Genomic DNA, 25,850 nt, shown 5'->3' on the forward strand with positions numbered 1-25,850 from the left:
ATGGCCATCGTGCGCGGCTACCGCCTCATGCTCAGCCCCTGGCTGGGCAACGCCTGCCGCTTCGAGCCGACCTGCTCCCGCTACTCGCTGGGCGCACTTGAGAAACACGGTGCGCTGGCCGGCAGCTATCTGACCGTCCACCGCATCCTGCGCTGCCAGCCCTGGTGTAACGGCGGGCACGACCCCGTGCCTGACAATCCGCCGCGGCTGTTTTCCCGCCTCCTCTCTCCCCCCGTGACGCGCGCCTCCTGCGCGTCCTCTTCCTCGTCCGAGTCTCCTCATGACTGATATTCGCCGCACCGTGCTGTGGGTGGTGTTCACGATGTCTCTCGTCCTGCTCTGGGACGGTTGGCAAAAGCACAACGGGCATCCCTCGATGTTCAGCCCGACGCCCAAGACCGTGTCGACGGCACCGGCCGGACCTGCGTCGTCTGGCGTACCGGCAGCGACCGCTGCTGGCGGTACGGCTGCTGCCCAGGCGCCCACGACCGCCGCACCAGTGGCCGCGCCGTCCGAGCAGATCACCATCCGCACCGACGTGCTGACGGTCACGGTGGACACCCTGGGCGGCGACATCGTCCGCGCCGAGCTGCCCAAATACCTGACGTCGCCGGACCCGACCGTCACCGACCAGCTGCTGCAGATGGTGCATCTGCAGAAAAAGCCCGAGTTCACGCCCCAGCCGGTCGTGCTGTTCAATGAGGGCCAGCACTACCGGGCCCAGACCGGCCTGGTCAGCGCCCAGGGCCCGCTGCCTGCCCACACCACGCCGATGACGGCGGTGGCCGGCGAGCGCGAGCTCAAAGAGGGCCAGAACGAGGTCAAGCTGCGCCTGGAATCGGCCGAGGTCGGTGGCGTCAAGCTCATCAAGACCTTCACGTTCAAGCGCGGTGTCTACACGGTGGGCGTCACGCATGAAGTCGTCAACCACGGTGCCGCGCCCGTCACGCCGCAGGTCTATCTGCAGTTGGTGCGTGACGGCAGTACCGTCACCGGCGGCGCGGCTTTCACGCCCAGCTTCACGGGCCCGGCGGTCTACAACAGCAACACCAAGTTCAAGACGCTGAAGTTCGAGGACATCGACAAGGGCAAGGTCGACATCGAGAAGCAGGCCAACGACGGCTGGGTTTCGATGGTGCAGCATTACTTCGCCAGCGCCTGGCTCGTCAATGAAGCCGGCAATCGCGAGTTCTTCGTGCGCAAGCTACCTGGGCAGGCCGGCGTGCGCGGCGACGCCTACGCCACCGGCATGGTTTTCACGCTGCCCACGCTCGCACCCGACACCAGCGCGACCCAGCAGGCCACTCTCTTCGCCGGCCCGCAGGAGGAAAACAACCTCTCAGCACTGGCGCCGGGCCTGGAGCGCGTCAAGGACTACGGCATGCTGACCATCCTGGCCGAGCCGTTGTTCTGGCTGCTGGACAAGCTGCATGGCTTCATCGGCAACTGGGGCTGGACCATCGTTGCCCTGGTGCTGCTGCTCAAGATCGCGCTGTACAGCCTGAACGCCAGCGCCTACAAGTCCATGGCCCGCATGAAGGCCGTGGCGCCCCGCATCAACGAGATGAAGGAGCGCCTGAAGGACAAGCCGCAGGAAATGCAGCAGGAGATGATGAAGATCTACCGCGAGGAGAAGATCAACCCCATCGGCGGCTGCCTGCCCATCTTCCTGCAGATGCCCATCTTCATGGCCCTGTACTGGGTGCTGCTGTCCACCGTCGAGATGCGCCAGGCGCCGTGGACGCTGTGGATCACCGACCTGTCCGTGCGCGACCCCTACTTCATCCTGCCGCTGCTGATGATGGCGTCCAGCCTGTTCCAGGTCTGGCTCAACCCGCCGGCCGCCGATCCCATGCAGCAGAAGATGATGTGGATCATGCCCGTGGCCTTCGGCGTCATGTTCTTCGTCTTCCCGTCCGGCCTGGTGCTGTACTGGCTGACGAACAACATCCTGTCCATCGCCCAGCAGTGGCTGATCAACAAGCGATTGGGCGTGAACTGAATCACGTGAATCTGCACAGCCCCCGCACCCGGGGGCTTCTTTCTGCCCGGGGTTAGCAGTTCAATGGCTTCGCGGGGCAGAGAACACCGGCCCGGACGGGACTCACGAGAGCGCCCGAACCGAGCCTCCCCCGCGCCAACCTCTGATGCAGCCGCTCCTTCGAGCGGCTGTTTCTTTTTGCGCCGCGACAATTGCATTCATGCTCGCTCGTCACGCAGACACCATTGCTGCCATCGCCACCGCTCCCGGGCGCGGCGCCGTGGGCATCGTCCGCGTGTCGTCACCACAAGGCCTCGCGCCGCTCATTGAAGCCGTCTGCGGCCGCGCGCTGAAACCTCGCGAGGCGACCTACCTGCCGTTCCGCGATGAAGCCGGCGCGGCCATCGACCAGGGCCTGGCCCTGCACTTCCCGGCGCCGCACTCCTACACCGGTGAGCATGTGCTCGAACTGCAGGCCCACGGCGGCGCCGTCATCATGCAGCTGCTGCTGGCGCGGGTCATCGAGGCCGGCGCGAGCGTTCGGCTTGCCGAACCGGGCGAGTTCACGCAGCGCGCTTTCCTGAACGGCAAGCTCGACCTTGCCCAGGCCGAGGCCGTGGCCGACCTCATCGATGCCAGCACCGAGGCGGCCGCGCGCAGCGCGAGTCGGGCGCTGGGCGGCGCGCTGTCGCATGAAGTCGGGGTCCTGCGCGACCAGCTCATCCAGCTGCGCATGCTCGTCGAGGCGACGCTGGACTTCCCGGAAGAGGAGATCGATTTCCTCGAAAAGGCCGATGCATTTGGCCGGCTGGACCGCCTGACCGCGCAACTGAGCGCCGTGCAGGCCCGCACGCGCCAGGGTGCGCTGCTGCGCGACGGCTTGAAGGTGGTGCTCGCCGGCCAGCCCAATGTCGGCAAGAGCTCGCTGCTGAATGCACTCGCCGGCGCCGAGCTCGCCATCGTCACGCCCATTCCTGGCACGACGCGCGACAAGGTCAGCCAGACCATCCAGATCGAAGGCGTGCCCCTGCACATCACCGACACCGCCGGCCTGCGCGATGCGACGGCCGACGAGGTCGAGCGCATCGGCGTGGCGCGATCCTGGGACGCGATCGCGGACGCCGACGTCGTGCTCTTCCTGCACGACCTGGGCCGCGTCGGCCAGGCGAACTACGAGGCCGAGGACGAGCGCATCCGCGCGCGGCTGCTCGGTGTGGACGCAAGCCGCATCGTGCAGGTGTTCAACAAGGCCGACCTGGCTGGCGCGCCCGAAGGCGAGATTGCGCTGAGCCTGAAGACGGGCGAAGGCCTCGAAGCGCTGCGCCAGCGCCTGCTGCAGACGGCCGGCTGGCAAGCGGTGCCCGAAGGTTTGTTCATCGCTCGCGAGCGCCACGTGCAGGCCTTGGCGCGCACGGCTGAGCACCTGGCCTTGGCTCGCGAAGTTGCCGCTCAGCGCGACGCCGCGCTGGATCTGCTCGCCGAGGAGCTGCGCCTGGCCCACGATGCGCTGGGTGAAATCACCGGCGTGTTCTCGGCCGATGAGTTGCTCGGCGTCATCTTCAGCAGCTTTTGCATCGGCAAGTAGGGATTTCTGGAGTCGGCGCCACAACGGCACAAGAACGAATCCCTAACCGCACCATCCTCCTCCAAGTTGAGGAGGAACGTCGTGCATGAGGCCGCAGCTCGGCCGACAAGCATTGACTGTCCCTTGCTACAACCGGTGTACTGCGCCCATCTCAAAAGAGGGAGTCTCCATGTTGAACTTCACCGGCAAAACGGTCTGGGCATCTTTGCTTTTGCTCGCCATTGCGGCGCCCACGAGCGCAGCGGACTATGCGCTTTCAGCGGACGGGAATGCGGTCGTCCGCGTGGTGCCTCAGACGTCCATCGGGAGCGCAGGATTCAACACCTCGCTCGTCACCTCTGCCTATCCGGGTTGGACAGTGAATACCGCCGGTGGAGTGGCCGGCAGCAGCATCACCCCAGGGACCTATTCGGCGGGATGGAATCAGGGCAGTGGGGGTGCACAGTTCACCGCAACTTACAGTCAAACCAGCGCCGTTGCCGCGGGGCACCAACTGCACTGGCTGCAGTTCATCGACACCAACCAGCCTCTCGGTGGCGCGTCTACGCCCTACATTGACCCACGTCCGAACGACGATAACCTGCCCTTCTACTGGACCACCAGCGAAGTGGCCGGAAAGTCAACCAGCAAGTCGGTTGCGTTCAGCGACTATTCGAAGCGCGGCGCCAACGCGCTCAATGCCGTCAATCCGGTGACCTGGAACGCCAGCCTCTATGCGGTGGAATATGACGGCGCCACGGGCATCACCGTGCGCGGCGGCGTGACTTGGGGCTGGACCATGAAACCCGCGACGGTTGGCTCGTCCAGCGCAACGTTCACCAGTCCGACACCCGGCTGCCCACCGGCCACCTGTTCCGGGCTGGGCACGCCCGCCGTGAACTGGGGCATCGGCGAACCGGGTTCGCTGAGCTTCACCGCCGCAGCCTTTTCCCCTGTGGTGGGTGACTTGTTCAAACTCGGGACCTTGACCTATCACAACGGTGCAACGCAGGTTGGAAGTGCGCTCGACGCGATCGGCCTCGATATAGCGATGAACTTTGCGAATGTCTCCGAAGCCAACTTCACCTACCACTCGCAGCTGGCCATCACCAATACGACCAACACCAACGACCCCATCGCGAGCGCCGACTTCGTCCGGTTCACGTCCGGCGGATTCACCAACACCTTCAACGTGCTCGAAGGCGGAACTGCGTCTGTCGACCTGATGGCACGGCTGACGCCGGTCCTGCAGGTCACGCCAAGCAGCACGGGCACCGGCGCCGACAAAGACCCGATTGGCGCGCCGGACCCGGCCATCCAAGGCTTCCAAGTCGAACTCGTTAGTTTTGCCAACGCGACGGCGGGTGGTTTCATCTCGTCGGTCCCTGAGCCCGCGACGCTTGCGCTTTGGCTCGTCGGCCTCTGTGCAATCGGGGCCGCTCGGCGCCGTTCCTAGAGCCGTGCGCGCGCTGGTGGTGCTCTTGTTGGCGTCGATCTCCGGCCCCGTGGGTGCTTCGGGCACGCCGGAGAACTGCATATGTTTCGAGCATGTGGGCATCCAGGACAAACCCATGCCAGACTTCTGCTTGAGCTCGCGCGACTGCACGGCCTGCGCCAAGACCGAGACCGAGACGCTGGTGCTGCCCACACCTGAATGGGCATCGGTCCAGGCCAGCCTCAGGCCGGCGGCACCGCCTGGCTTTGGGCAAAGGCTGGGCGACTACATCGCGCGCGCGCCGGATGGCTCCGCGGCAGGCGCCATTGACGGCGAGGCCATGCGTGGCCTCGTCCGGTCTCTCATAGCCTCGGCTGAGCGCCGAAACGCCGTGCCGGCGCCGCTGTTGCTGCGCCTGCAAGCCCGCCTGCAAGACGCACCCCACTGACTTGCGGGACTCAGGCATCGCCCGGAGTCTGACGAAGGTCTAAAAGCTGGGCTTCAGGATCTAAGCGAGTCATCCGATCGCGATCCTTATGCGTTCTTGACTCGAGGGAACCAAGCTTGATACCGGCTTGGTACCCCGCTACCCAGAGTGGCACAGTCCCGATGCACGAGGAGCTCGCATGCGACCCCTTCAACACGTCAGCGTCACAACCGAAGCCGCGCAGCACCGGCCTAAACCACAGGCCAAGCCCGTCGCACTTGTTCCGCCGCGCGACGAGATGTGGCGCTCGCGTCGCGTGCTGTCGGGGTCCGACTGGATGGACGCCTGGGTGCAGAAACCCGGCAAGCGGTGATCAGGCGTCGTTGAACAGCGGGTCGGGCAGGTAGAGGCCGGGCTCAATGGTCATGCCGAACAGGCTGCCCGACAGCGGGCGGGCCATCAGGTCGGCGGTGCTGAGGCCTTCGCGGGCCGTCGTGACGAGGATCTGGTCACCGGCCGGGCCGCCAAACGCGGGGCAGGTGACATTGCTGACTGGCACCGAATAGCGCCCCAGCAGCCGGCCGTCGGGCGCGTAGCGGGCCACCGCCGCGTTGCCCCACTCGGCATTCCACAAACAACCCTTGGCATCGATGACGGAACCGTCCGGCCAGCAGTTGTCGTCGAATTCCTTCCTCGCGAACAGGCGCGGCTCGCTGACCTGGGCGCTGTCCGCGTCGTAGTCGCAGACCATCATGCGAGGGGTGGTCGTGTCGCAGTAGTGCATGCGCTTGCCGTTGGGGCTGAAGCAGATGCTGTTGGAGATGCCCACGCCGTCCAGCGCCAGCCGGCGCAGGCCATGGGCCAGCGAGTACTGGTAGAAGCTGCCGATGCGCTGGCGCGGATTCGCTTCGTCCAGCGTGCCGAAGACAAAATTGCCACTGCGGTCGCAGCGGCCGTCGTTGGCGCGCGTGGTGGGCAGGTGGGCTTCCAGTGGCGTGAGAGTCTCGGGCTCGGCAGCGATGCTGCCGGTGGCTTGCAGGTCGGGCAGCGTCAGGCGCGCGAGGCGCTTGGCCATGGCCAGGATGATGGCGCCGGAGCGGCCATGCACGAAGCTGCCCACGCGCTCGGGCAGGCGCACCTGCAGCGTGGCGCTGTCGCCGGGGGTCCAGGCGTAGATGCAGGCGCCTTCGATATCGGTCCACCACCAGCGGCCACTCGCGGCATGCCATTGGATCCCTTCGCCAAGGTTGTTGGCCAGGGCAAGGGCGAGGGCGAAAGGGTGTTCAGCTTGCATCGGGTGAGGCTTCCAGGCTTGCGCGAGCCTGCTTGCGGGCGAGGGCCGCCGCGTGGCGGCGGCGCTCGTCGGGAGTGAAGGGGCGCAGCGGCGCCACGGCCACCGGCTTGTTGTCGTCGCCCACGGCCACCATCGTGAAGTAGCAGCTGTTGACGTGGCGCGTCTCCTGCGTGCGGATGTTCTCGGCCACGACCTTGATGCCGACTTCCATCGACGAGGTGCCGGTCATGTTGACGCTGGCCAGGAAGGTGACCAGCTCACCGACGTGGATAGCCTGGCGGAATATCACCCGGTCCACCGACAGCGTCACGACATAGCGGCCGGCATAGCGGCTGGCGCAGGCATAGGCGACCTGGTCGAGCAGCTTGAGGATGTTGCCGCCATGGACATTGCCGGCGAAGTTGGCGGTGTCCGGCGTCATCAGCACCGTCATCGTCAATTGGTGGGCGGGCAGGTCCATGGCGTTCTCTTCGCGGTCAGGAGAAGCGATGGATTGTGGTGCTGCGCCACACCTCGCCGGGCCTCAGCACGGTGGTGGGCCAGGCGCTGCTGGCTTCGTGGTGCGGTGAGTCGGGGTTGTGCTGGGTCTCCAGGCACAGGCCGTCGCCCTGGCGGTAGATGCGTCCGCAGGGACCGCACAGGCTGCCGTCGAGGAAATTGCCGGAATAGAACTGGATCGCCGGCTCGCTGGTCAGCATGTCCATGCGGCGGCCGGAGTGGGGGTCTTCCAGCGTGGCGGCGGGGCGCAGGCCGTCGGCATCCAGGTTGCCGTCGAGCAACCAGTTGTGGTCATAGCCCTTGGCGCGCAGCAGCTGCGGGTACGCCTGGCGGATGCGGGCGACGATGGCGGTGGGCGAGCGGAAGTCGAAGGGCGTGCCCTCGACCGCGGCGTGGCGCAGCGGGATCAGGTGCTCATTGACCTCGCTGTAGCGCGAGGCGGGAATGCACAAGCGGTGGCGCAGCGCGCTGCCCTCGCCGGCCAGGTTGAAGTAGTTGTGATGCGTCAGGTTGACGACGGTGGCGCGGTCGGTCGTGGCTTCGTAGTCGATGCGCCAGCTGTTGTCCGTCGCGCTCAGCGAATAGCGCACGCTGACCTTGAGCTCGCCGGGGAAGCCCTGATCGCCGTGCGGGCTGGTGAGGGTGAACAGCAGTGCCTCGGCCTCGCCGGCGCGGGGCTCGACGGGCTCGGCAGCCCACAGCCGGTGGCCGAAGCCCTCGGTGCCGCCGTGCAGGCAGTTGGGGCCGTTGTTGCGGGACAGTGTGTGGGTTTCGCCGTCCAGCTCGAAGCTGGCGCCGGCGATGCGATTGCCGTAGCGGCCGACGATGGCGCCGAAGAAGGGGTTGCGAAGGGCGTAGTCGGTGAGGTTGTCGAAGCCGAGCACGATGTTGTCGATGCGGCCCTCCCGATCCGGCACCCACAGGCCGTTGACGATGCCGCCCAGCGTGATGGCCGTCAGCGCCAGGCCCAGTCCGTTGGTCAGTGTGTATTCATGCACCGGCCGGCCGTCGGCCAGCACGCCGTAGTCGCGGCGCTGCATCACGCCCACCCGCCGTCGACGATGAAGTCCTGCGCCGTGCACATGGCGCTGTCGTCGGCCGCCAGGAACAGCGCCATGCTGGCGATGTGCTGCGGCATCAGCGGCGCGTCGATGCACTGGCCCTTGGCGATCTCGACCTTGGTCTCTTCGGTGACCCAGAGCTTCAATTGCTTCTCGGTCATCACCCAGCCGGGCACCAGCGTGTTGACGCGGATCTTGTGCGGGCCAAGGTCGCGTGCCAGGCAGCGCGTCAGGCCCTGCGCCGCCGCCTTGCTCGCCGTGTACGCCGGCATGCCGCCCTGCTTGAGCATCCAGCTGATGGAGCCGAAGTTGATGATGGAACCAAAGCCCGCCGCCTTCATGTCTGGCAGCACGGCTTGCGCAGTGAAGAACTGGTGCTTGATGTTGACGGCCACGCTGGCGTCCCAGAACTCGGGCGTCGTCTCTTCGACGGCGTGGCGCTTGTCGTTGGCGGCGTTGTTGAGCAGCACCGTGAACGGGCCGCTGCGCTCGCGCAACCCGGCGATGACCCCGCGCAGGGAATCGACGTTGGACAGGTCCGCCGCCATGAACTGAGGCGCGTGGCGCGAACCAGCCAGGCGGGCCGCCAGCGCGTTGCCCTCGTCGGCGGCCAGGTCGATGAAGGCCACCTTGGCGCCCTGTTCGGCAAACGTCTCCACCAGCGTTTCACCGATGCCGGTGGCCCCGCCGGTGATCAGGACGCCGCGGTCCTGGAGGCTGGGGTAGCGGGCGTAAGAACTCATCAGACTGTCTCCTGCGATAGGCGGCCCAGCTGCTTTGGCCGGGCGGTAGATGGATTATTAGTCATACTATTTTGTTTGCAAAGCCGGCGAATTTCGGGTTAACCCCGATAATCAAGGGTAAATAGTCATACTTTAATGAGAGGCATGCCGGCGATGACAGCCAGCCTTGCGCCGCCAGCCGGCGCTTGAACCAACTTCAGAGACAAAGGCCCGCACCATGAGCGCCTCCACCAGTCGTCCTTATCGCGGCGTCTTCCCCGTCGTACCGACCATCTTCCACGCCGACGGCACGCTGGACGTTCCCGGCCAGCTGCGCTGCGTCGACTTCATGATCGACGCCGGCTCCACGGGCCTGTGCATCCTCGCCAACTTCTCCGAACAGTTCGTGCTGTCGGATGCCGAGCGCGAAACGCTGACGCGGGCCATCCTGGCGCACGTGGCCGGCCGCGTGCCGGTCATCGTCACGACGACGCATTACTCGACGCAGATCTGCATCGAGCGCAGCAAGCTCGCGCAGGACCTCGGCGCAGCCATGGTCATGGTCATGCCGCCCTACCACGGCGCCACCTTCCGCGTGTCGGAAGGCCAGATCGAGGGCTTCTACCAGCGCCTGTCTGACGCGATCGGCATTCCCATCATGATCCAGGACGCCCCGGTGGCGGGCACGCCGCTGTCGGTGCCTTTCCTGGCGCGCATGGCGCAGAACATCGCCAACGTGAAGTACTTCAAGCTGGAGATGCCGCAGGCCGCCAGCAAGATGCGCGAGCTGATCCGCGTCGGCGGCGCGGCCATCGAAGGCCCGTGGGATGGCGAGGAAGCCATCACGCTGCTGGCCGACCTGGACGCCGGCGCCACCGGTGCGATGACGGGCGGCGGCTTCCCCGACGGCATCCGCAAGATCTTCGACGCCTTCCATGCCGGCGACCGCGAGGAAGCCGTGGTGCAGTATGGCCGCTGGCTGCCGCTGATCAACTACGAGAACCGCCAGGGCGGCATCCTGACCGCCAAGGCGCTGATGAAGGAAGGCGGCGTCATCAAGAGCGATGCGCCGCGCCACCCCTTCCCCGAGATGAGCCCCGAAGTGCGCGCCGGGCTGCTGGACGCCGCCAAGCGACTCGACCCCCTCGTGCTTCGCTGGGGCAAGTAGCCCAACCCGACCGGCTGCGCCGCACGATGGTCGGCGTCCCGCGCCGCCGAGCTTCGGCGTACGGAGATGCATGTGATGCGATTGCTCCTGATCCTGTGTTCCGCGTGGCTCCTTGCCGGCGATGCGTGGGCATGGGAGCCGCAGGGCGACACGGGCGCGCATGACCCGACGCTGCTGATCCAGGGCGACCGCTGGTTCGTCTTCACGACCGGCCGTGGCCTGCAGCGGCTGGCGTCTGATGATGCCGGCACGACCTGGCGCCGCCTGGCGCCCATGTTCGGCGAGCCACCCACCTGGTGGGCCGACGCGGTGCCCGAGCACAAGGGCCTGGACGTGTGGGCGCCCAAGCTCTTCCAGCATCGCGGCCGCGCCTGGGTTCTGTATTCCGTCTCCACCTTCGGCAAGAATCGATCGGCCATCGGCCTGGCCAGCAGCGACAGGCCCGACGGCGACTGGCGCGATGAGGGCCTGGTCGTGCAGAGCCGCGCCGAGGACGGCTTCAATGCCATCGACCCCGACCTCTTCGTCGACACCGACGGACGCCTGTGGCTGAGCTACGGCTCCTTCTGGGGCGGCGTCCGCCTGACCGAACTGGGTGCCGACACGCTGCGCCCCATCGGCGAGACGCGCTTCATCGCCCGCCGCAAGGGCGGCATCGAAGCGCCGACGATGGTTCGCCATGGCGACTGGGTCTATCTGTTCGCTTCCTACGACCTGTGCTGCCGAGGCGCCGCGAGCACCTACAACATCCGCGTCGGCCGCGCTCGCGGCGTGACAGGCCCGTACCTCGATCGCGATGGCAAGGACCTGATGGATGCGGGCGGCACAGTGCTGCTCTCGAGCGGCGCGCGCTGGAAGGGCCCCGGCCACCAGGACATCGTCGGCGACTGGCTGGTCCATCACGCCTACGACACCGAGCGCGGCGGCAAGCCGCATCTGCGCATCAAGCGCCTGAGCTGGTCCGACGATGGCTGGCCCGTGATCCCCCAAGAAGAATGAACCGGAGACACCCAACGTGGCTGGCCTGAAGTTGGAGAACGTCTGCAAGCGCTACGGCGCGGTGCAGGTCATCGAGAACCTGTCGCTGGACGTGGCCGAAGGCGAGTTCGTCGTCTTCCTCGGCCCCTCGGGCTGCGGCAAAACCAGCCTGCTGCGCATGGTCGCGGGGCTGGAGGAAGTCAGCGGCGGGCGCATCCTGATCGGCGACCGCGACGTCACCGTCGCCCCGCCGGGGCAGCGCAACCTGGCCATGGTGTTCCAGCACTACGCGCTGTACCCGCACATGAGCGTGCGTGAGAACCTGGCGTTTGGCCTGAGGAACATCGGCATCCCGGCCGACGAGATCACCAAGCGCATCCAGGAGTCGGCCCGCATGCTGGAGTTGGACACGCTGCTGGACCGCAAGCCGGGGCAGTTGTCGGGCGGCCAGCGCCAGCGTGTCGCCATCGGCCGCGCGGTCGTCAAGGAGCCGGGCATCTTCCTGTTCGACGAACCGCTCTCGAATCTGGATGCAGCGCTGCGTGGCCGCACGCGGCTGGAGCTGGCGCAATTGCACCAGCGCCTGGGCGCGACGATGGTGTTCGTCACGCACGACCAGATCGAGGCGATGACGCTGGCGACGCGCATCGTGGTGATGAAGGGCGGCGCCATAGAGCAGGTGGCGACACCGGCGGAGCTGTATCGGCGGCCGGCGACGAAGTTCGTGGCGAGCTTCATTGGGACGCCGGGGATGGGCTTTGTGCCGGTGGAGCGGGCGGCGGATGACCGGGGGCGCGCTGTTGTCACGGTGCCGGGTGGCGCTTCCGTCGTGACGCGTGTTGCGGCTGATGGTTTGGCGTCGCAGGGTCTGGTGCTGGGGGTGCGGCCGGAGAACCTGCGGGTGGCGGAGCAGGGGCCGCTGCGGGGTCGGGTCGAACTGGTCGAGTTCCTCGGCGAGCGGACGTTGGCGCATCTGAAGCTGGAGGGCGGTACGCCGTTGATCGTGACGGTGCCGGCGGGGGTGTCGCTGCGGCTCGGCTCGCATGTTGCGGTGAGTGTGGATGTGGCTGAGGCGCATCTGTTTGACGAGGCTGGTCTTGCGCATCATGCGCAGGAGGCTCTTCAATGAGCGCCTTTGCGGCCAGGCCCAGCCGGGGGTTCGTCCCGGCGGCCGACCTACTTTTTGCGCCGCCAAAAAGTAGGCAAAAAGCTCTCCCCTGCGAAACCGCCCCTGTCGGGGTCCCCTGCGATGCTCGGCTCGAAGCCCGGGGCCGCACCCAACTCACTTCGCTACGCTCCGTTCAAACAAAGGGGTGCGAAGTCAGAGCTTGAGGCTCGCTTCGCTCGCGCCCCGAGCTTCTGCGCTTCTCGGCGGTTTAGAAGGGGAGGCACCGAACAGCCCAGCAGCCAACAGCCAAACCCGAAAGCCGGCCGGTGGATGTATTTCGTATGCCCCCTTTAGCCCCGCCGAGGAGCGGAAGACCCGAAGCCCGCGAGCGAAGCTCGCCTCAAGAACTGACTCGCGACGCTTGTTTGAGCAGAGCGTAGCGGCGCGAGTTCGGCGCGGGGCTTCGGGTCTGAGTACCGCAGGGAACCCGAGCAACGCGAGGGCGGGGCGTTCGGGGGGAGCTCTTTGCCTACTTTCTGGCGGCCCAGAAAGTAGGTCGCCCGCCGGGGCGAAATCCCGGCAACAGTCTCACGCGTTGCTGGAGGTCTCGGCATGAGCACCACCTCCGCTGTCGGCCTCCGCGCCTCGCGCCCCGCCTACGCCCTCTTCGTCCTCCCCTTCGTCACCCTCTACGCCCTGCTGCTGCTCTGGCCCCTGGCCAAAGGCATCTACACGAGCTTCCACGACCACGACCTGCTGTCCAACGACAGCTTCTGGGTCGGCCTTGGCAACTACCAGGAACTGTGGGGCGACGAGGTCTTTCACCAGGTCGTCTGGAACACCCTGCGCTTCGTCCTCATCAGCACGCCCGTCTTCGTCGTGCTGTCGCTGATGCTGGCGCTGGCACTCAACCGCTCCGGCAAGCTGGCCACCTTTCTGCGCGCCACCTTCTTCTGCGCCTCGGTGTTTTCGGTCACGCTGATCACGCTGGTCTGGAAGCTGGCATTGATGCCCGAACGCGGCCTCATCGCGCAGTTCTTCAATGCGATGGGCCTGACCGAACTGCCGCTGCTGACCAGCGACAACCTCGCGCTGCTGACCGTGGCGCTGGTGACCGTGTGGTGGATCATCGGCCTGCCGATGATCATGTTCCTGTCGGCGCTGCAGCAGATCCCGTCAGACATCTACGAGGCTGCGGCGCTGGACAACACGCCGCGCTGGCGCGTGTTCACGCACATCACGCTGCCCAGCCTCAAGCGCGCCATCATCCTCGTCGCGCTGATCGAGGTGATCCGCCAGTTCCAGGTCTTCCCGCAGATCATGCTGATGACCAACGGCGGGCCCAACAACACGACGCGCTCGGTCGTGCAGTTCATCTACGAGCAGGCGTTCATGCAGCTCTCGCTGGGCTACGCCACGGCCGCGTCGCAGGTGCTGCTGGCCATCATGCTGATCGGCGTCTCCACTCAGCTATGGCTCGAGCGTGACCGCGGAGGCCAGCGATGAACCCGTTGCTTCGCCGCGGCTGGTTCGACCGTGCCGTCATGGCCGCACTGACGCTGCTGGCCCTCGTCTGGATGGCGCCGCTGCTGTGGGTGCTGGCCCTGTCCTTCAAGCCCAACGAGTTCCTGCTGACGCACACCGACGCCTTCCTCGCGCCGCCCTACACACTGGCCAACTACCTCGACATCCTGCAGACCTCGCAGGTGTTCCGCTGGCTGGGCAACAGCGCGCTGGTCGCGCTGTTGCAGACGGTGGGCGTGCTGGTGCTCTCGTCGCTGGCCGGCTACGGCTTCGCGCGCTGCGAGTTCCCGGGCCGCAAGTGGCTGTTTGCGCTGGTCATGTTCGGCCTGGCGGTGCCGGCGCAGTCGGTCTTCATCCCGCTGCACCGCCTGTTCTCGGACTGGAACCTGCAGAACACCATCGCCGGCCTGACGCTGCCGGGCCTGGCCGCGCCCTTCGGCGTCTACCTGATGACGCAGTACTTCAAGGCCATCCCGGCTGAGCTGGAAGAGGCCGCGCTGCTGGACAACGCGTCGCGCTTCAAGACCTTCCTGACCATCATCCTGCCGCTGACGCTGCCGGCGCAGGCCACGCTGGGCATCTTCACCTTCCTGGGCTGCTGGAACGACTACCTCTGGCCGCTGGTCATCGCGACGCAGCCGGACATGTACACGCTGACCCGCGGCTTGGCGTCCACGCAGACCAACTTCGCGCAGTCGGAAGGTTTGGGTTTCCTGATGGCCCAAGCCGTGTTCGCCGGCATGCCGGCACTGATGCTGTATCTCTTCTTCCAACGCCATCTGGTGACGGCCGTCGCAGGGACGGGCAAGTCATGAAGCGCCTGCTCGTGTGTGCGGTCGCCGCGCTGCTCGCCGCCTGTGGCGCGGGCAAGGACAACTCGGGCAAGACCGAGATCACGCTGATGCGCTTCTTCGGCAGCTGCGAGGCGCAATACGGCCAGGTCGTGAAGACGTCCGAGGGCGTCGGCGAATGCGGCATCGTCACGGCGCTGGTCAACGAGTTCAACGCGACCAACACCGATGGCATCGTCGTCAAGACGCAGATCGGCGAGTGGGGTCCGTACTACGACCAGCTCACCGCGCGCCTCGTCTCCAAGGACATCCCGACCATCGCCGTCATGCACGAGTCGGCTCTGGGCGACTACGTGCGCCGCAAGCTGGTGCTGCCCCTGGACGATGACTTCAAGCGCGTCGGCGTGCCGGTGGACGACTTCACCGAACACGCGCGCCGCGGCACCTCGTTCAATGGCCAGACCTATGCGCTGCCCTTCGACACCTGGGCCTGGCTGTGGCACATCAATACCGGCTTGATGAAGAAGGCCGGGCTCGATGCGCTTCCGCGTTCACCCGAAGAGCTGCTGGCACAGGCGCGGCAGTTCAAGCAGAAGACCGGCAAGCCTTATTTCGCCTGGGCCGTGGCCAATGAGACGGCGGCGAACGACCGCACCTTCCTGACGCTCGTCGCGCAGCAGAACGCCCAGCTGTTCTCCGCCGACGGCAAGACCATCGACATGCACCAGCCCGCCGTCGTCAACGCGCTGACGCTGATGCAGACGCTGTACCGCGAAGGCCATGTGCGGCCCAACCTCGACTACGCCGCGGCCAACCAGGCTTTCCTGAACGGCGAGGCGGGCGTCGTGGTCGTCGGCACCTGGACCATCGACCAGTTCCTGCGCGAGTCGCAAAAGCCGGAGTCCAAGCTCCAGGGCGCCTACACCGTGAAGCCCTTCCAGCAGCTCTACGACAAGCCCGCCGTGTTCGCCGACGGCCACTCCTGGGCGCTGTTCAAGGGCGGTGCCAAGGATGCCAAGGCCCACGAGGCGGCGTCCAAGTTCCTGAAGTTCGTCTGGGACCACAGCGCCGAGTGGTCGCGCACCGGTCACCTGCCCGTCAGCAAGACCGTGGCGCAAAGTGACGCCTTTCGCGCGCTGCCGCTGCGCGCGGCGCTGACCGAGATCACGCAGACCGGCGTCGGCATGCCCGGCAACGTGCCGACGCAGCGCGGCATCGAGTTGCTGATCGGCGAGGACGTGGCCAACGTGATGATCTCCGGCAAGCCGGTCGACGAGGTGCAGGCCAGCGTCGAGAAGCGCGTCAACAAAGCCTTGAAGAAAGCCCGCCGATGACGTTTGAAGCCAAGCTCACCGTCGACCGCGACTTCGACCTCGCGCCACTGGACCGCCGCCTGTTCGGTGTGTTCGTCGAGCACCTGGGCCGCTGTGTCTACAACGGCATCCATGAACCGACGCACCCGACCGCCGACGAGCACGGCTTTCGCGGTGACGTGGCAGACCTGACGCGCGAACTCGGCGCCACCATCGTGCGCTATCCCGGCGGCAACTTCATGTCGGGCTACAACTGGGAAGACGGCGTCGGCCCGAAGGACCAGCGCCCGCGCCGGCTGGACCTGGCCTGGTTCTCCACCGAGACCAACCAGGTCGGCACGCACGAGTTCATGGCCTGGTGCCGCAAGGTTGGCGTCGAGCCGATGTTCGGCGTCAACCTCGGCACGCGCGGGCCGGACGAGGCGCGCCACTATCTCGAATACTGCAACCACCCAGGCGGCACGGCGCTGTCGGACCTGCGCCGCTCGCATGGCGCGGAAGAGCCACTCGGCATCAAGTTCTGGTGCCTGGGCAACGAGATGGATGGCCCCTGGCAGATCTGCCAGAAGACGCCCGACGAATACGGCCGCATCGCCAAGGAGACCGCCAAGCTGATGCGCTGGGTGGACCCGACCATCGAGCTGGCCGCCTGCGGCTCGTCGGCCTACGACATGCCGACCTACGGCGTGTGGGAAGACCGTGTGCTGGAGCACTGCTTCGAGTTCGTGGACTACCTGTCGCTGCATAGCTACTTCGTGAAGCCGCCTGCGGACACGAGCACCGAGAGCTTCTTCGCGCAGATCGAGACGAATGCGCGCTACATCGAGGACACGGTCGCCATTGCCGACTCGGTCGCCACGCGCAAGCGCTCCAGCAAGCGCCTGAAGCTGTCCTTCGACGAATGGAACGTCTGGTACCGCGCCCGCCACGGCGAGCACCTCAAGCAGGCCGGCTGGCCCGAGGCGCCGCGCCTGCTGGAAGAGGTCTACACCGCGGAAGACGCGCTGCTCATCGGCGGCATGTTGACGATGTTCATGAACCATGCGGACCGGCTCAAGGTCGCCTGCATGGCGCAGCTGTGCAACGTCATCGCCCCCATCATGACCGAGCCCGGCGGCGGGGCGTGGCGGCAGACCATCTTCCATCCGTTCGCACAGGCGGCGCGCTGGGCGCATGGCGATGTGCTGCGTTCGGTCGTCAAGTCGCCCGGCTTCGCCGACGCGAGGCACGGCGAGCTGCCCTATCTGTGCGCCAGCGTCGTCGACGATCCGGCCACCGGCCGCACCGCCGTCTTCGTGCTAAACCGCCACCTGAGCGAAGAGATGGACCTGTCCATCACGCTGCGCGGCCTGGGCGTTGAACGCCAGCTCGTGCAGGCCGAGCAGCTGCATTCGGCTGACCTGAATGCCACCAACACCGCCGACGCGCCCGACCGCGTCGCGCCCCAAGCTCTGGATGGCATCGCCATCGACGGCGAGCACCTGCGCGTCAAGCTCAAGCCCGCCTCCTGGAATGTCATCGTCACCCAAGCCGTTCGCACATGAACTGGAACAACCCTCTCGTCGAACAGCGCGCCGACCCGCAGATCAGCCTGGTCGACGGTCGCTACTGGTTCACCGCCTCGGTGCCCAGCTACGACGCCATCGAGATCCGTGCCGCTGACAGCATCGCCGACCTCTCGACCGCCACGCCCAAGGCCATCTGGCACAAGCACGACAGCGGCCCGATGAGCTTCCACGTCTGGGCGCCGGAGCTGCACCGCATCGCCGGCCGCTGGTACGTCTACTTCGCTGCGGCTGAGCGCGACGACATCTGGAAGCTGCGCATGTACGTGCTGGAGTGCCAGGGCGACGACCCGCTGGCTGACGCCTGGGTGGAGCGCGGCCAGATCGTGACGCCCGAGGAAGGTTTCTCGCTGGACGCGACGCCCTTCGAGCACAACGGCCGCCGCTACCTCTGCTGGGCGCAGAAGAGCCCGCCGACGGAAAGCAATCTCTACCTCGCCGAGATGGCCAACCCGTGGACCTTGAAGTCCGAACCCGTCGTCATCACGCGGCCCGACCTGGCCTGGGAGCGCATCGGCTTCTGCGTCAATGAGGGCCCGGCTGTGCTCAAGCGCAATGGCCGCATCTTCATCGCCTACTCGGCTGCCGCGACCGACGCCAACTACTGCATGGGCCTGCTGTGGGCCGACGAGAACGCCGATCTACTGGACGCCAAGAGCTGGAGCAAGTCGCCCACGCCGGTCTTCACGACCGACGAATCTGTGAGCCAGTTCGGCCCTGGCCACAACAGCTTCACGACGACACCCGACGGCAGGACCGACCTGCTGGTCTACCACGCCCGCAATTACCGCGACATCGTCGGCGACCCGCTGAACGACCCCAACCGCCACACGCGTGCGCAGGCCTTTGGCTGGCGCGACGACGGCTTCCCCGACTTCGGCGCACCCGTCGCCGATGGCCTTTACTCAATCTGAGATCGATATGCGCCTCATCGCTTCGTTCATGCTCGCCATCCCTGCGCTCGCCCAGGCCTTGAACAGCCCCGACGGCCAGCTCCAGGTCGACGTGTCGGTCAACACCGAGCAGCAGCTCGTCTACACGGTGCAGCGCGCCGGCCAACCCGTGCTGCTGGCCTCGCGCCTGGGCCTGGTGCTGGAGCAGGGCGACTTCGCCAACGGCCTCAAGCTCGTCGCGACCTCGCCCGTGAAGGCCCACCGCGAGCAGTACACGCTCGCTGCCGGCAAGAAGAGCAGCATCGACTACCGCGCCAATGAACAGCGTTTCACCGTCGCCAACTCCGCCGGCCAAAGGCTTATCCTGACCCTGCGCGCCTCCAACGACGGCCTGGCGCTGCGCTACACGGTGGACGGCCCCGGCCGCAAGCAGTTCAAGGACGAACTGACCAGCTTCGCCTTCGCGCCCGATGCGCGCGCCTGGCTGCAGCCCATGGCGACCGCCAAGTCGGGCTACAAGCGCGTGAACCCGTCTTATGAAGAGCACTACCAGATGGGCATCGCCGTCGGTACGCCGTCGCCCATGCCGGCCGGCTGGATTTTTCCGGCGCTGTTTCGCAGCGGCGCCAACTGGGTGGCGTTGACCGAAGCCGGCATGGACGGACGCTTTCACGCGTCGCGCCTGCAAGCCGACTCGACCGGCGGCACCTACCGCATCGGCCTGCCCGACCCGAGCGAGGTCTTCACCGGCGGCCACCTGCTGGCGCAAGTCGATGGGCCGCTGACCACGCCCTGGCGCGTGCTCGCCATCGGCCCGCTGAAGACGGTCATGGAGTCCACCCTCGGCACCGATCTCGCCGCCCCCGCCGTACCCTTCGACAAGGCCAAGCTCAAGCCCGGCCATGCGTCCTGGAGCTGGGCGCTGCTGAAGGACGAGGCCACCGTCTTCGAGGTGCAGAAGCGCTTCATCGACTACGCCGCCGACATGGGCTGGAACTACACGCTGGTCGACGCCGAGTGGGACCGCCAGATCGGCGACGCCAAGATGAAGGCGCTGGCGGACTACGGCAAGACCAAGGGCGTCGGCCTGCTGGCTTGGTACAACTCCGCCGGCGACTGGAACGACACGCCGCAGACGCCCCGCAGCATGCTGCTGACCCGCGCCGACCGGCAGCGCGAGTTCGCGCGCATGAAGGCCATCGGCGTGGCGGGCCTGAAGGTGGACTTCTTCGGTGGCGACGGTGCCTCCATGCAGGCCTACTACGTGGACCTGCTGAAGGAGTCCGCGGCGGCCGGCCTGCTGATGAACTTCCACGGTGCCACGCTGCCGCGCGGCTGGAGCCGCACCTATCCCCACCTGATGACGGTGGAGGCGGTGCGCGGCCTGGAGTTCACGACCTTCACGCAGGAAGACCAGGACGCCGTCGCCACGCACGCCGCGATGCTGCCGTTCACGCGCAACCTCTTCGACCCCATGGACTTCACGCCCATGGTGTTCGGCGACGTCCCCAACATCAAGCGCGCCACGCGCAACGGCTTCGAGCTGGCCGAGAGCGTGCTGTTCCTGTCGGGCATCCAGCATTTCGCCGAGACGCCCGAGGGCATGGCCACCGTGCCGGCCTATGTGAAAGGCCTGCTGCGCGAGCTGCCGCGCCACTGGGACGAGGTGCGCTTCCTGGACGGCGAGCCGGGCAAGTTCGTCGTCATCGCCCGCCGCGCCGGCAAGCAGTGGTTCGTCGCCGGCTTGAACGCCGACGAGCAGCCGCGCGAGATTTCGCTGGACCTGGGCTGGCTGGGCCGGGCCGAGGGCCAGCTCATCACCGACGGCGCAGGCGAGCGCGAGTTTGCTGAAAGCAAGCTCGCCGCACCGGCGGCCAAGCTGACGCTGGCACCCAAGGGCGGCTTTGTCGCGCGCTTTCGATAATGAAGGCTTTAGCAATCGGCCTGGCGTCCATGCGAACCCGAGCAGACCACTCCACCTACAGCGCCCAGACCGAGGGCAAGAGCCAGCACGGCCGCATCGTCAGCGAGCTGGGGCTGTCCATCGTCGGCGGCGAACTGCAGCCCGGCGACAAGCTGCCGCCCGAGGCCCAGCTGCTGGAGCGCTACGAGATCAGCCGCCCCGTGCTGCGCGAGGCCGTGCGCGTGCTCGTCGCCAAGGGCCTGGTGGTGTCGCGCCAGCGTGCCGGCGCCATCGTGCGGCCGCGCAACGAGTGGCATCTGCTGGACCCCGACGTTCTGTACTGGCTGATCCAGTCCCGCCCGCAGCGCGACTTTGTGCAGACGTTGCTGGAAGTGCGCCAGATCTTCGAACCCGCCGCCGCCGCGCTGGCCGCCCGCGCCGCGACGGACGAGCAGCTCGCATCCATCGCCACCGCCTACGAAGGCATGGCCGCTGCCAGGACGACCGAGGAGCTCCTGGAGCCCGACCTGGCCTTTCACCGCCGCATTGCCGAAGCCACGGGCAACGACCTGCTGGCCTACATTGGCAACATGCTGTCGCTGGCGCTGCGCGAGTCCATCACGTTGTCCAGCCAGCTGCCCAACACGCACGAGCTCTCGCTGCCGCGCCACAAGGCCATCCTGACCGCGTTGCAGGCCCGCGATCCGCTCGGCGCCCGCCAGGCGACGCTGGTGCAGCTGGACGAGACGGGCGACGACATCAACAGCGTGCTCGCCAACGACGGTCGCGTGAACCTTGCTTAAGAAAGTCACCTCCATGGCCCGCGACGACGACGATGACGCCAACGGCCTGACCGACGCCAGCCCCAACCCCAACTGGTTCCTGCGTGCACGCCTGAAGACGCGCCAGCTGCTGCTGCTGATTGCGCTCGACGATGAGCGCAACATCCACCGCGCCGCCGAGGTCCTCTGCATGACCCAGCCCGCCGCGTCCAAGCAGCTCAAGGACCTGGAGGACATGCTGGACGTGAAGCTCTTCGAGCGCCACCCGCGCGGCATGGAGCCCACGCTCTATGGCGAGACCATGATCCGCCACGCCCGCATGGCGCTGACGTCGCTGTCCGCCGCACACGACGACATCGTGTCGCTGAAGAACGGCCTCGCCGGCCAGGTCGAGGTGGGCGTCATCATGACGCCGGCCATGGGCCTGCTGCCCCGCGCCATCTCGCGCATCAAGCTACAGGCGCCCAAGCTGCGTATCGGCGTGCACATGGAAAGCAGCAAGCAGCTGGTGGACATGCTGCAGCGCGGCAAGCTGGACTTCATGATCGGCCGCATCGTCGAAGAGCACAACGCCGCCGGGCTGCACTACGAGGAGCTGACGGTCGAGCCCGCCTGTGCCGTGGCGCGCGTGGGCCACCCGCTGCTGAAGGAAGACAACCTCAAGCTCGCCCACCTGGCCGACCAGCCCTGGATCCTGCCGCCCACGGGCAGCGTGCTGCGCCACCGCTGGGAGCTGATGTTCCGCCGCGCCGAGCTGGAGCCGCCGGCCAACAACGTCGACACGACGGCGCTGCTGCTCATCACCGCGCTGCTGCAGCAGACCGACTCCCTGCATGTGATGCCGGTGGAGGTGGCGCGCTACTACGCGTCGCTGAACGTGCTGGCCATCCTGCCCATCGACCTGCCCTGCCACATGGACGCCTTCGGCATCATCACCCGCGAGGGGCATCTGATGTCCCCCGGGGCGCGGCAGCTGCTGCATGAGGTCAGGTCGGCGGCGCGCGACCTCTACTGAGCTATTGAGGCGCGCCGGGCGCAGTTGCAGCCCGATGGCGGGTCTTTGCGGCCCGCCCCAGGTCCTTTTCCCGGGGTGAGGTCGGCAGCGCCCTGGGCGGTCTCCGGGTTCACCCGTAGCCCCCACAAGAGCCCCGCCGCCCGGCCGGGCACCGTTTCCGGGCGACAATCGCAGCTTCGCGCGCGCGTTGTGCTTGGGCGCGCCGAAACTGCCCCCCAGAGATCCCCCAAGAGGCCTCCATGATCGTTTTGAAAGCTCCCCAGGATCAGGTGCTCGGCGCGCTGCAAGCGGTGTCCGGCATCGTCGAGCGGCGCCACACGCTGCCCATCCTGGCCAATGTGCTGATCCGCAAGACCGGCAACCAGGTGGAGCTCACAACCAGCGACCTCGAGATCCAGGTGCGCACCACGGTCCAGTTCGACGGCGACGCCGGCAACCTGCAAACCACCGTCGGCGCCCGCAAGCTGATCGACATCCTGCGCTCCATGCCGGCCGACCAGGTCGTCAGCCTGACCAGCAACGCCAACAAGATGACCCTGCAGGGCGGCAAGAGCCGCTTCACGCTGCAGACGCTGCCGGCCGACGACTTCCCCCTCGTGCAGGAAGCCGCCGACTTCGGCCCCGCCTTCAGCGTGCCGCAAAAGGCGCTCAAGGGCCTGATCAACCAGGTCCACTTCGCCATGGCGGTGCACGACATCCGCTACTACCTGAACGGCATCCTGTTCGTCGCCGAAGGCAAGAACCTGACGCTGGTGGCCACCGACGGCCACCGCCTGGCGCTGGCCCAGGCCGAGCTGGACACCGACATCCCCAAGCAGGAAGTCATCCTGCCGCGCAAGACCGTGCTGGAACTGCAGCGCCTCTTGAAGGACGGCAAGGAAGACGACGCCATCGAGATGCGCTTCGCCGGCAACCAGGCCAAGTTCTCTTTCAGCGGCATGGAGTTCGTCACCAAGCTGGTCGAGGGCAAGTTCCCCGACTACAACCGCGTCATCCCCAAGAGCCACAAGTTCCGCCTGACGCTGGGCCGCGCGCCGCTGCTGAGCAGCCTGCAGCGCGCCGCCATCCTGACCAGCGAGAAGTTCAAGGCCGTGCGCCTGACCTTCGAGCCGGGCCTGCTGTCCATCGCGTCCAGCAACGCCGAGCAGGAAGAAGCCAAGGAAGAGATCGAGATCGACTACGCCGGCGACAAGATCGAAACCGGCTTCAACGTCACCTACCTGATGGACGCCCTGGCCAACATGAGCCAGGACATGGTCTGCATCGACCTGAACGACAGCGCCAGCAGCGCGCTGCTGACCATCCCCGACACCACCGGCTTCAAGTACGTGGTCATGCCTATGAGGATCTAGCGATCCTCATAGGCACGTGTGCCTGAATGTGGCGCACCCCCTGCCCCCGCCAAGCGGGGGTTCTAGCCAGACAGCAGTAGCGGCCGCTTGCGGCCTTGAGTACCTTCCAATGAGTGATGTTTCCAGCAGTGCCGACCACCCCGATGGCCTGAACGCCAACCAGCAGGCGGCCGCCGCGGCCGAGGCCAAATCGGGCGCGGTGTACGACGCCGATTCCATCCAGATCCTGGAAGGCCTGGAAGCCGTGCGCAAGCGCCCCGGCATGTACATCGGCGACACCTCCGACGGCACCGGCCTGCACCACCTCGTGTTCGAAGTGGTGGACAACTCCATCGACGAGGCCCTGGCCGGCCACTGCGACGACATCGTCGTCACCATCCACACCGACAACTCCATCTCCGTCATCGACAACGGCCGCGGCATCCCCACCGGCGTCAAGATGGACGACAAGCACGAGCCCAAGCGCTCGGCCGCCGAGATCGCGCTGACCGAGCTGCACGCCGGCGGCAAGTTCAACCAGAACAGCTACAAGGTCTCGGGCGGCCTGCACGGCGTGGGCGTGTCCTGCGTCAACGGCCTGTCCAAGTTCCTGCGCCTGACCGTGCGCCAGAACGGCAAGGTGCACTTCATGGAGTTCGCCAAGGGCATCCCGCAGGACCGCGAGATCGTCATGGTCAACGGCTTCGAGACCAGCCCGATGAAGGTCATCGGCGAGACCGACAAGCGCGGCACGGAAGTCCACTTCCTGCCCGACACCGAGATCTTCAAAGAGAACAACGACTACCACTACGACATCCTCGCCAAGCGCCTGCGCGAGCTCTCGTTCCTGAACAACGGCGTCAAGATCCGCCTCGTCGACGAGCGCAACAACAAGGAAGACAACTTCGCCTATGCCGGCGGCGTGAAGGGCTTCGTCGAGTTCATCAACAAGGGCAAGACCACCCTGCACCCGAACATCTTCCACGCCCAGGGCGACAAGATGAGCGACCAGCAGACCAACATCGGCGTCGAAGTGGCGATGCAGTGGAACGACGGCTTCAACGAGAACGTCCTCTGCTTCACCAACAACATCCCGCAGCGCGACGGCGGCACCCACTTGACCGGCCTGCGCGCTGCGATGACCCGCGTCATCAACAAATACATCGACGACAACGAGCTGGCCAAGAAGGCCAAGGTCGAAGTCGCCGGTGACGACATGCGCGAAGGCCTCGCGTGCGTCGTCAGCGTCAAGGTGCCCGAGCCCAAGTTCAGCTCGCAGACGAAAGACAAGCTCGTCAGCTCGGAAGTGCGCGGCCCGGTGGAAGACATCGTCTCCCGCCTGCTGACCGACTATCTGCTCGAGAACCCCACCGACGCCAAGATCATCTGCGGCAAGATCCTCGACGCCGCCCGTGCCCGCGAAGCCGCCCGCAAGGCCCGCGAGATGACGCGCCGCAAGGGCGTGCTCGACGGCCTGGGCCTGCCCGGCAAGCTGGCCGACTGCCAGGAAAAAGACCCGGCGCTGTGCGAGATCTACATCGTCGAGGGCGACTCCGCCGGCGGCTCCGCCAAGCAGGGCCGCGACCGCAAGTTCCAGGCCATCCTGCCCCTGCGCGGCAAGATCCTGAACGTCGAGAAGGCCCGCTACGAGAAGCTGTTGACCAGCAACGAAATCCTGACGCTGATCACGGCCCTGGGCACCGGCATCGGCCGCGGCGCTGGCGGCGACGACTTCAACCCCGACAAGCTCCGCTACCACCGCATCATCATCATGACCGACGCGGACGTGGACGGCGCCCACATCCGCACCCTGCTGCTGACCTTCTTCTACCGCCAGATGCCCGAGCTCTGCGAGCGCGGCCACATCTACATCGCCCAGCCGCCGCTGTACAAGGTCAAGGTCGGCAAGCACGAGCAGTACCTGAAGGACGCGCCCGAGCTCGACAGCTTCCTGCTCAAGGTCGCGCTGCAGGACGCGAGCCTGGACACCGGCACCGGCAACACCCTCAAGGGCGACACCCTCGACACGCTGGCCCGCAAATACGTGGCCGCGCAGTCCGTCATCGCGCGCCTGTCCAACTGGATGGACATCGAAGCCCTGCACGTGCTGGCCAACGGCCTGGCCCTCAAGCTTGACACCCACGAGGACGCCGACGCCAGCGCCGCCAGCCTCAAGGGCCTGCTGCACGACGCGCTGGTGACGGTGGAGACCGATCCGCGCACCGACAAGTTCTTCCTGAAGATCGCCCGCACCCACCACGGCAACGTGCGCGCCAGCGTCATCCACGCCGACTTCGTGCACGGCGCCGATTACGAAGTGCTGGCCGACGCGGGCCTCAGCTTCCAAGGCCTCATCCAGGCCGGCGCCATCGTGCGCAAGGGCGAGGGCGAGAAGGCCAAGGAAAGCAAGGTCGACGACTTCCGCGCCGCCATGGCCTGGCTCATGCTGCAAGCCGAAAGCGCCGTCGGCCGCCAGCGCTACAAGGGCCTGGGCGAG

Annotated in this window: 23 protein-coding genes; 19 read left to right on the forward strand and 4 right to left on the reverse strand. The window is 66.7% G+C overall.

Annotated elements, in window-relative coordinates:
• The 6 genes from yidD (at position 1) to ASC91_RS29125 (ending at position 5,780) form a co-directional block, all read left to right on the forward strand.
• The gene (gene yidD, locus ASC91_RS01100) at positions 1-288 is read left to right on the forward strand and encodes a membrane protein insertion efficiency factor YidD (protein ID WP_056192512.1); all 288 of its coding nucleotides are present in this window, start codon (positions 1-3) and stop codon (positions 286-288) included.
• On the forward strand, positions 281-2,002 hold the full coding sequence (yidC, locus tag ASC91_RS01105; RefSeq protein ID WP_056191247.1) for a membrane protein insertase YidC: 1,722 nt from the start codon (positions 281-283) through the stop codon (positions 2,000-2,002). The genes yidD and yidC overlap by 8 nt, the downstream gene beginning before the upstream one ends.
• A 199-nt stretch (positions 2,003-2,201) precedes the next feature.
• Positions 2,202-3,566 carry a tRNA uridine-5-carboxymethylaminomethyl(34) synthesis GTPase MnmE gene (gene mnmE / locus ASC91_RS01110; protein ID WP_056191249.1) on the forward strand — a complete coding sequence of 455 codons (1,365 nt, stop codon included), beginning with the start codon at positions 2,202-2,204 and terminating at the stop codon, positions 3,564-3,566.
• A 169-nt stretch (positions 3,567-3,735) separates the two neighbouring features.
• The gene (locus tag ASC91_RS01115; RefSeq protein WP_162247719.1) at positions 3,736-5,001 is read left to right on the forward strand and encodes a choice-of-anchor K domain-containing protein; all 1,266 of its coding nucleotides are present in this window, start codon (positions 3,736-3,738) and stop codon (positions 4,999-5,001) included.
• A gap of 115 nt (positions 5,002-5,116) precedes the next feature.
• The gene (locus ASC91_RS01120) at positions 5,117-5,428 is read left to right on the forward strand and encodes a hypothetical protein (protein ID WP_157280993.1); all 312 of its coding nucleotides are present in this window, start codon (positions 5,117-5,119) and stop codon (positions 5,426-5,428) included.
• Positions 5,429-5,606: 178 nt separating this feature from the next.
• On the forward strand, positions 5,607-5,780 hold the full coding sequence (locus ASC91_RS29125; protein ID WP_157280995.1) for a hypothetical protein: 174 nt from the start codon (positions 5,607-5,609) through the stop codon (positions 5,778-5,780).
• Here the strand turns inward: ASC91_RS29125 and ASC91_RS01125 are convergent, their stop codons facing one another.
• Genes ASC91_RS01125 through ASC91_RS01140 form a run of 4 tightly spaced genes read right to left on the reverse strand, consistent with a single transcriptional unit; the run spans position 5,781 to position 9,003 of the window.
• Complete coding sequence (locus ASC91_RS01125; protein WP_056191255.1) at positions 5,781-6,701, reverse strand: SMP-30/gluconolactonase/LRE family protein; 921 nt, start codon at positions 6,699-6,701, stop codon at positions 5,781-5,783. It abuts the gene before it with no gap.
• Positions 6,691-7,161 (reverse strand): acyl-CoA thioesterase, encoded by a 471-nt coding sequence (locus ASC91_RS01130; RefSeq protein WP_056191257.1) that lies wholly within the window; start codon positions 7,159-7,161, stop codon positions 6,691-6,693. The genes ASC91_RS01125 and ASC91_RS01130 overlap by 11 nt, the downstream gene beginning before the upstream one ends.
• Positions 7,162-7,177: 16 nt before the next feature.
• Positions 7,178-8,239, reverse strand: a complete 1,062-nt coding sequence (locus ASC91_RS01135; RefSeq protein WP_056192515.1) for an aldose epimerase family protein — start codon at positions 8,237-8,239, stop codon at positions 7,178-7,180.
• Positions 8,239-9,003, reverse strand: a complete 765-nt coding sequence (locus ASC91_RS01140; protein ID WP_056191259.1) for an SDR family NAD(P)-dependent oxidoreductase — start codon at positions 9,001-9,003, stop codon at positions 8,239-8,241. The genes ASC91_RS01135 and ASC91_RS01140 overlap by 1 nt, the downstream gene beginning before the upstream one ends.
• Positions 9,004-9,220: 217 nt before the next feature.
• On the opposite strand from ASC91_RS01140, the gene ASC91_RS01145 reads away from it, so the two are divergent.
• The 13 genes from ASC91_RS01145 to ASC91_RS01205 all read left to right on the forward strand — a co-directional run.
• Complete coding sequence (locus ASC91_RS01145; RefSeq protein ID WP_056191261.1) at positions 9,221-10,150, forward strand: dihydrodipicolinate synthase family protein; 930 nt, start codon at positions 9,221-9,223, stop codon at positions 10,148-10,150.
• Positions 10,151-10,225: 75 nt separating this feature from the next.
• Positions 10,226-11,149 (forward strand): arabinan endo-1,5-alpha-L-arabinosidase, encoded by a 924-nt coding sequence (locus tag ASC91_RS01150; RefSeq protein WP_162247720.1) that lies wholly within the window; start codon positions 10,226-10,228, stop codon positions 11,147-11,149.
• Between the two features lie 16 nt (positions 11,150-11,165).
• Positions 11,166-12,257: an ABC transporter ATP-binding protein gene (locus tag ASC91_RS01155; RefSeq protein ID WP_056191269.1), complete on the forward strand. Its 1,092-nt coding sequence runs from the start codon at positions 11,166-11,168 to the stop codon at positions 12,255-12,257.
• Positions 12,258-12,848: 591 nt separating this feature from the next.
• The gene (locus ASC91_RS01160; protein ID WP_056191271.1) at positions 12,849-13,742 is read left to right on the forward strand and encodes a carbohydrate ABC transporter permease; all 894 of its coding nucleotides are present in this window, start codon (positions 12,849-12,851) and stop codon (positions 13,740-13,742) included.
• Positions 13,739-14,575, forward strand: a complete 837-nt coding sequence (locus ASC91_RS01165; protein WP_056191273.1) for a carbohydrate ABC transporter permease — start codon at positions 13,739-13,741, stop codon at positions 14,573-14,575. The genes ASC91_RS01160 and ASC91_RS01165 overlap by 4 nt, the downstream gene beginning before the upstream one ends.
• Positions 14,572-15,885, forward strand: a complete 1,314-nt coding sequence (locus ASC91_RS01170) for an extracellular solute-binding protein (RefSeq protein ID WP_056191276.1) — start codon at positions 14,572-14,574, stop codon at positions 15,883-15,885. Before ASC91_RS01165 ends, ASC91_RS01170 begins: the two co-directional genes overlap by 4 nt.
• Positions 15,882-17,408, forward strand: coding sequence for an alpha-N-arabinofuranosidase (locus ASC91_RS01175; RefSeq protein WP_056191278.1), 1,527 nt, complete (start codon positions 15,882-15,884; stop codon positions 17,406-17,408). The genes ASC91_RS01170 and ASC91_RS01175 overlap by 4 nt, the downstream gene beginning before the upstream one ends.
• On the forward strand, positions 17,405-18,343 hold the full coding sequence (locus tag ASC91_RS01180; RefSeq protein WP_056191280.1) for a family 43 glycosylhydrolase: 939 nt from the start codon (positions 17,405-17,407) through the stop codon (positions 18,341-18,343). Before ASC91_RS01175 ends, ASC91_RS01180 begins: the two co-directional genes overlap by 4 nt.
• A 7-nt stretch (positions 18,344-18,350) precedes the next feature.
• Entirely contained in the window at positions 18,351-20,246 is a 1,896-nt protein-coding gene (locus ASC91_RS01185; protein ID WP_056191282.1) for a glycoside hydrolase family 97 protein, read from the forward strand.
• 29 nt (positions 20,247-20,275) lie between these two features.
• Positions 20,276-21,028: a FadR/GntR family transcriptional regulator gene (locus ASC91_RS01190; protein WP_056192518.1), complete on the forward strand. Its 753-nt coding sequence runs from the start codon at positions 20,276-20,278 to the stop codon at positions 21,026-21,028.
• Between the two features lie 13 nt (positions 21,029-21,041).
• Positions 21,042-22,022 carry a LysR family transcriptional regulator gene (locus ASC91_RS01195; RefSeq protein ID WP_056191285.1) on the forward strand — a complete coding sequence of 327 codons (981 nt, stop codon included), beginning with the start codon at positions 21,042-21,044 and terminating at the stop codon, positions 22,020-22,022.
• A 239-nt stretch (positions 22,023-22,261) separates the two neighbouring features.
• A complete protein-coding gene (gene dnaN, locus ASC91_RS01200) occupies positions 22,262-23,374 on the forward strand; it encodes a DNA polymerase III subunit beta (protein ID WP_056191286.1) in 1,113 nt (370 codons plus the stop codon).
• Positions 23,375-23,483: 109 nt separating this feature from the next.
• The coding region (locus ASC91_RS01205) for a DNA gyrase subunit B (RefSeq protein WP_235531770.1) at positions 23,484-25,850 on the forward strand (2,367 nt) is incomplete at its 3' end.

The sequence above is a fragment of the Pelomonas sp. Root1237 genome, assembly GCF_001425055.1.
In the GTDB taxonomy this organism is placed as follows: Bacteria; Pseudomonadota; Gammaproteobacteria; order Burkholderiales; family Burkholderiaceae_C; genus Pelomonas.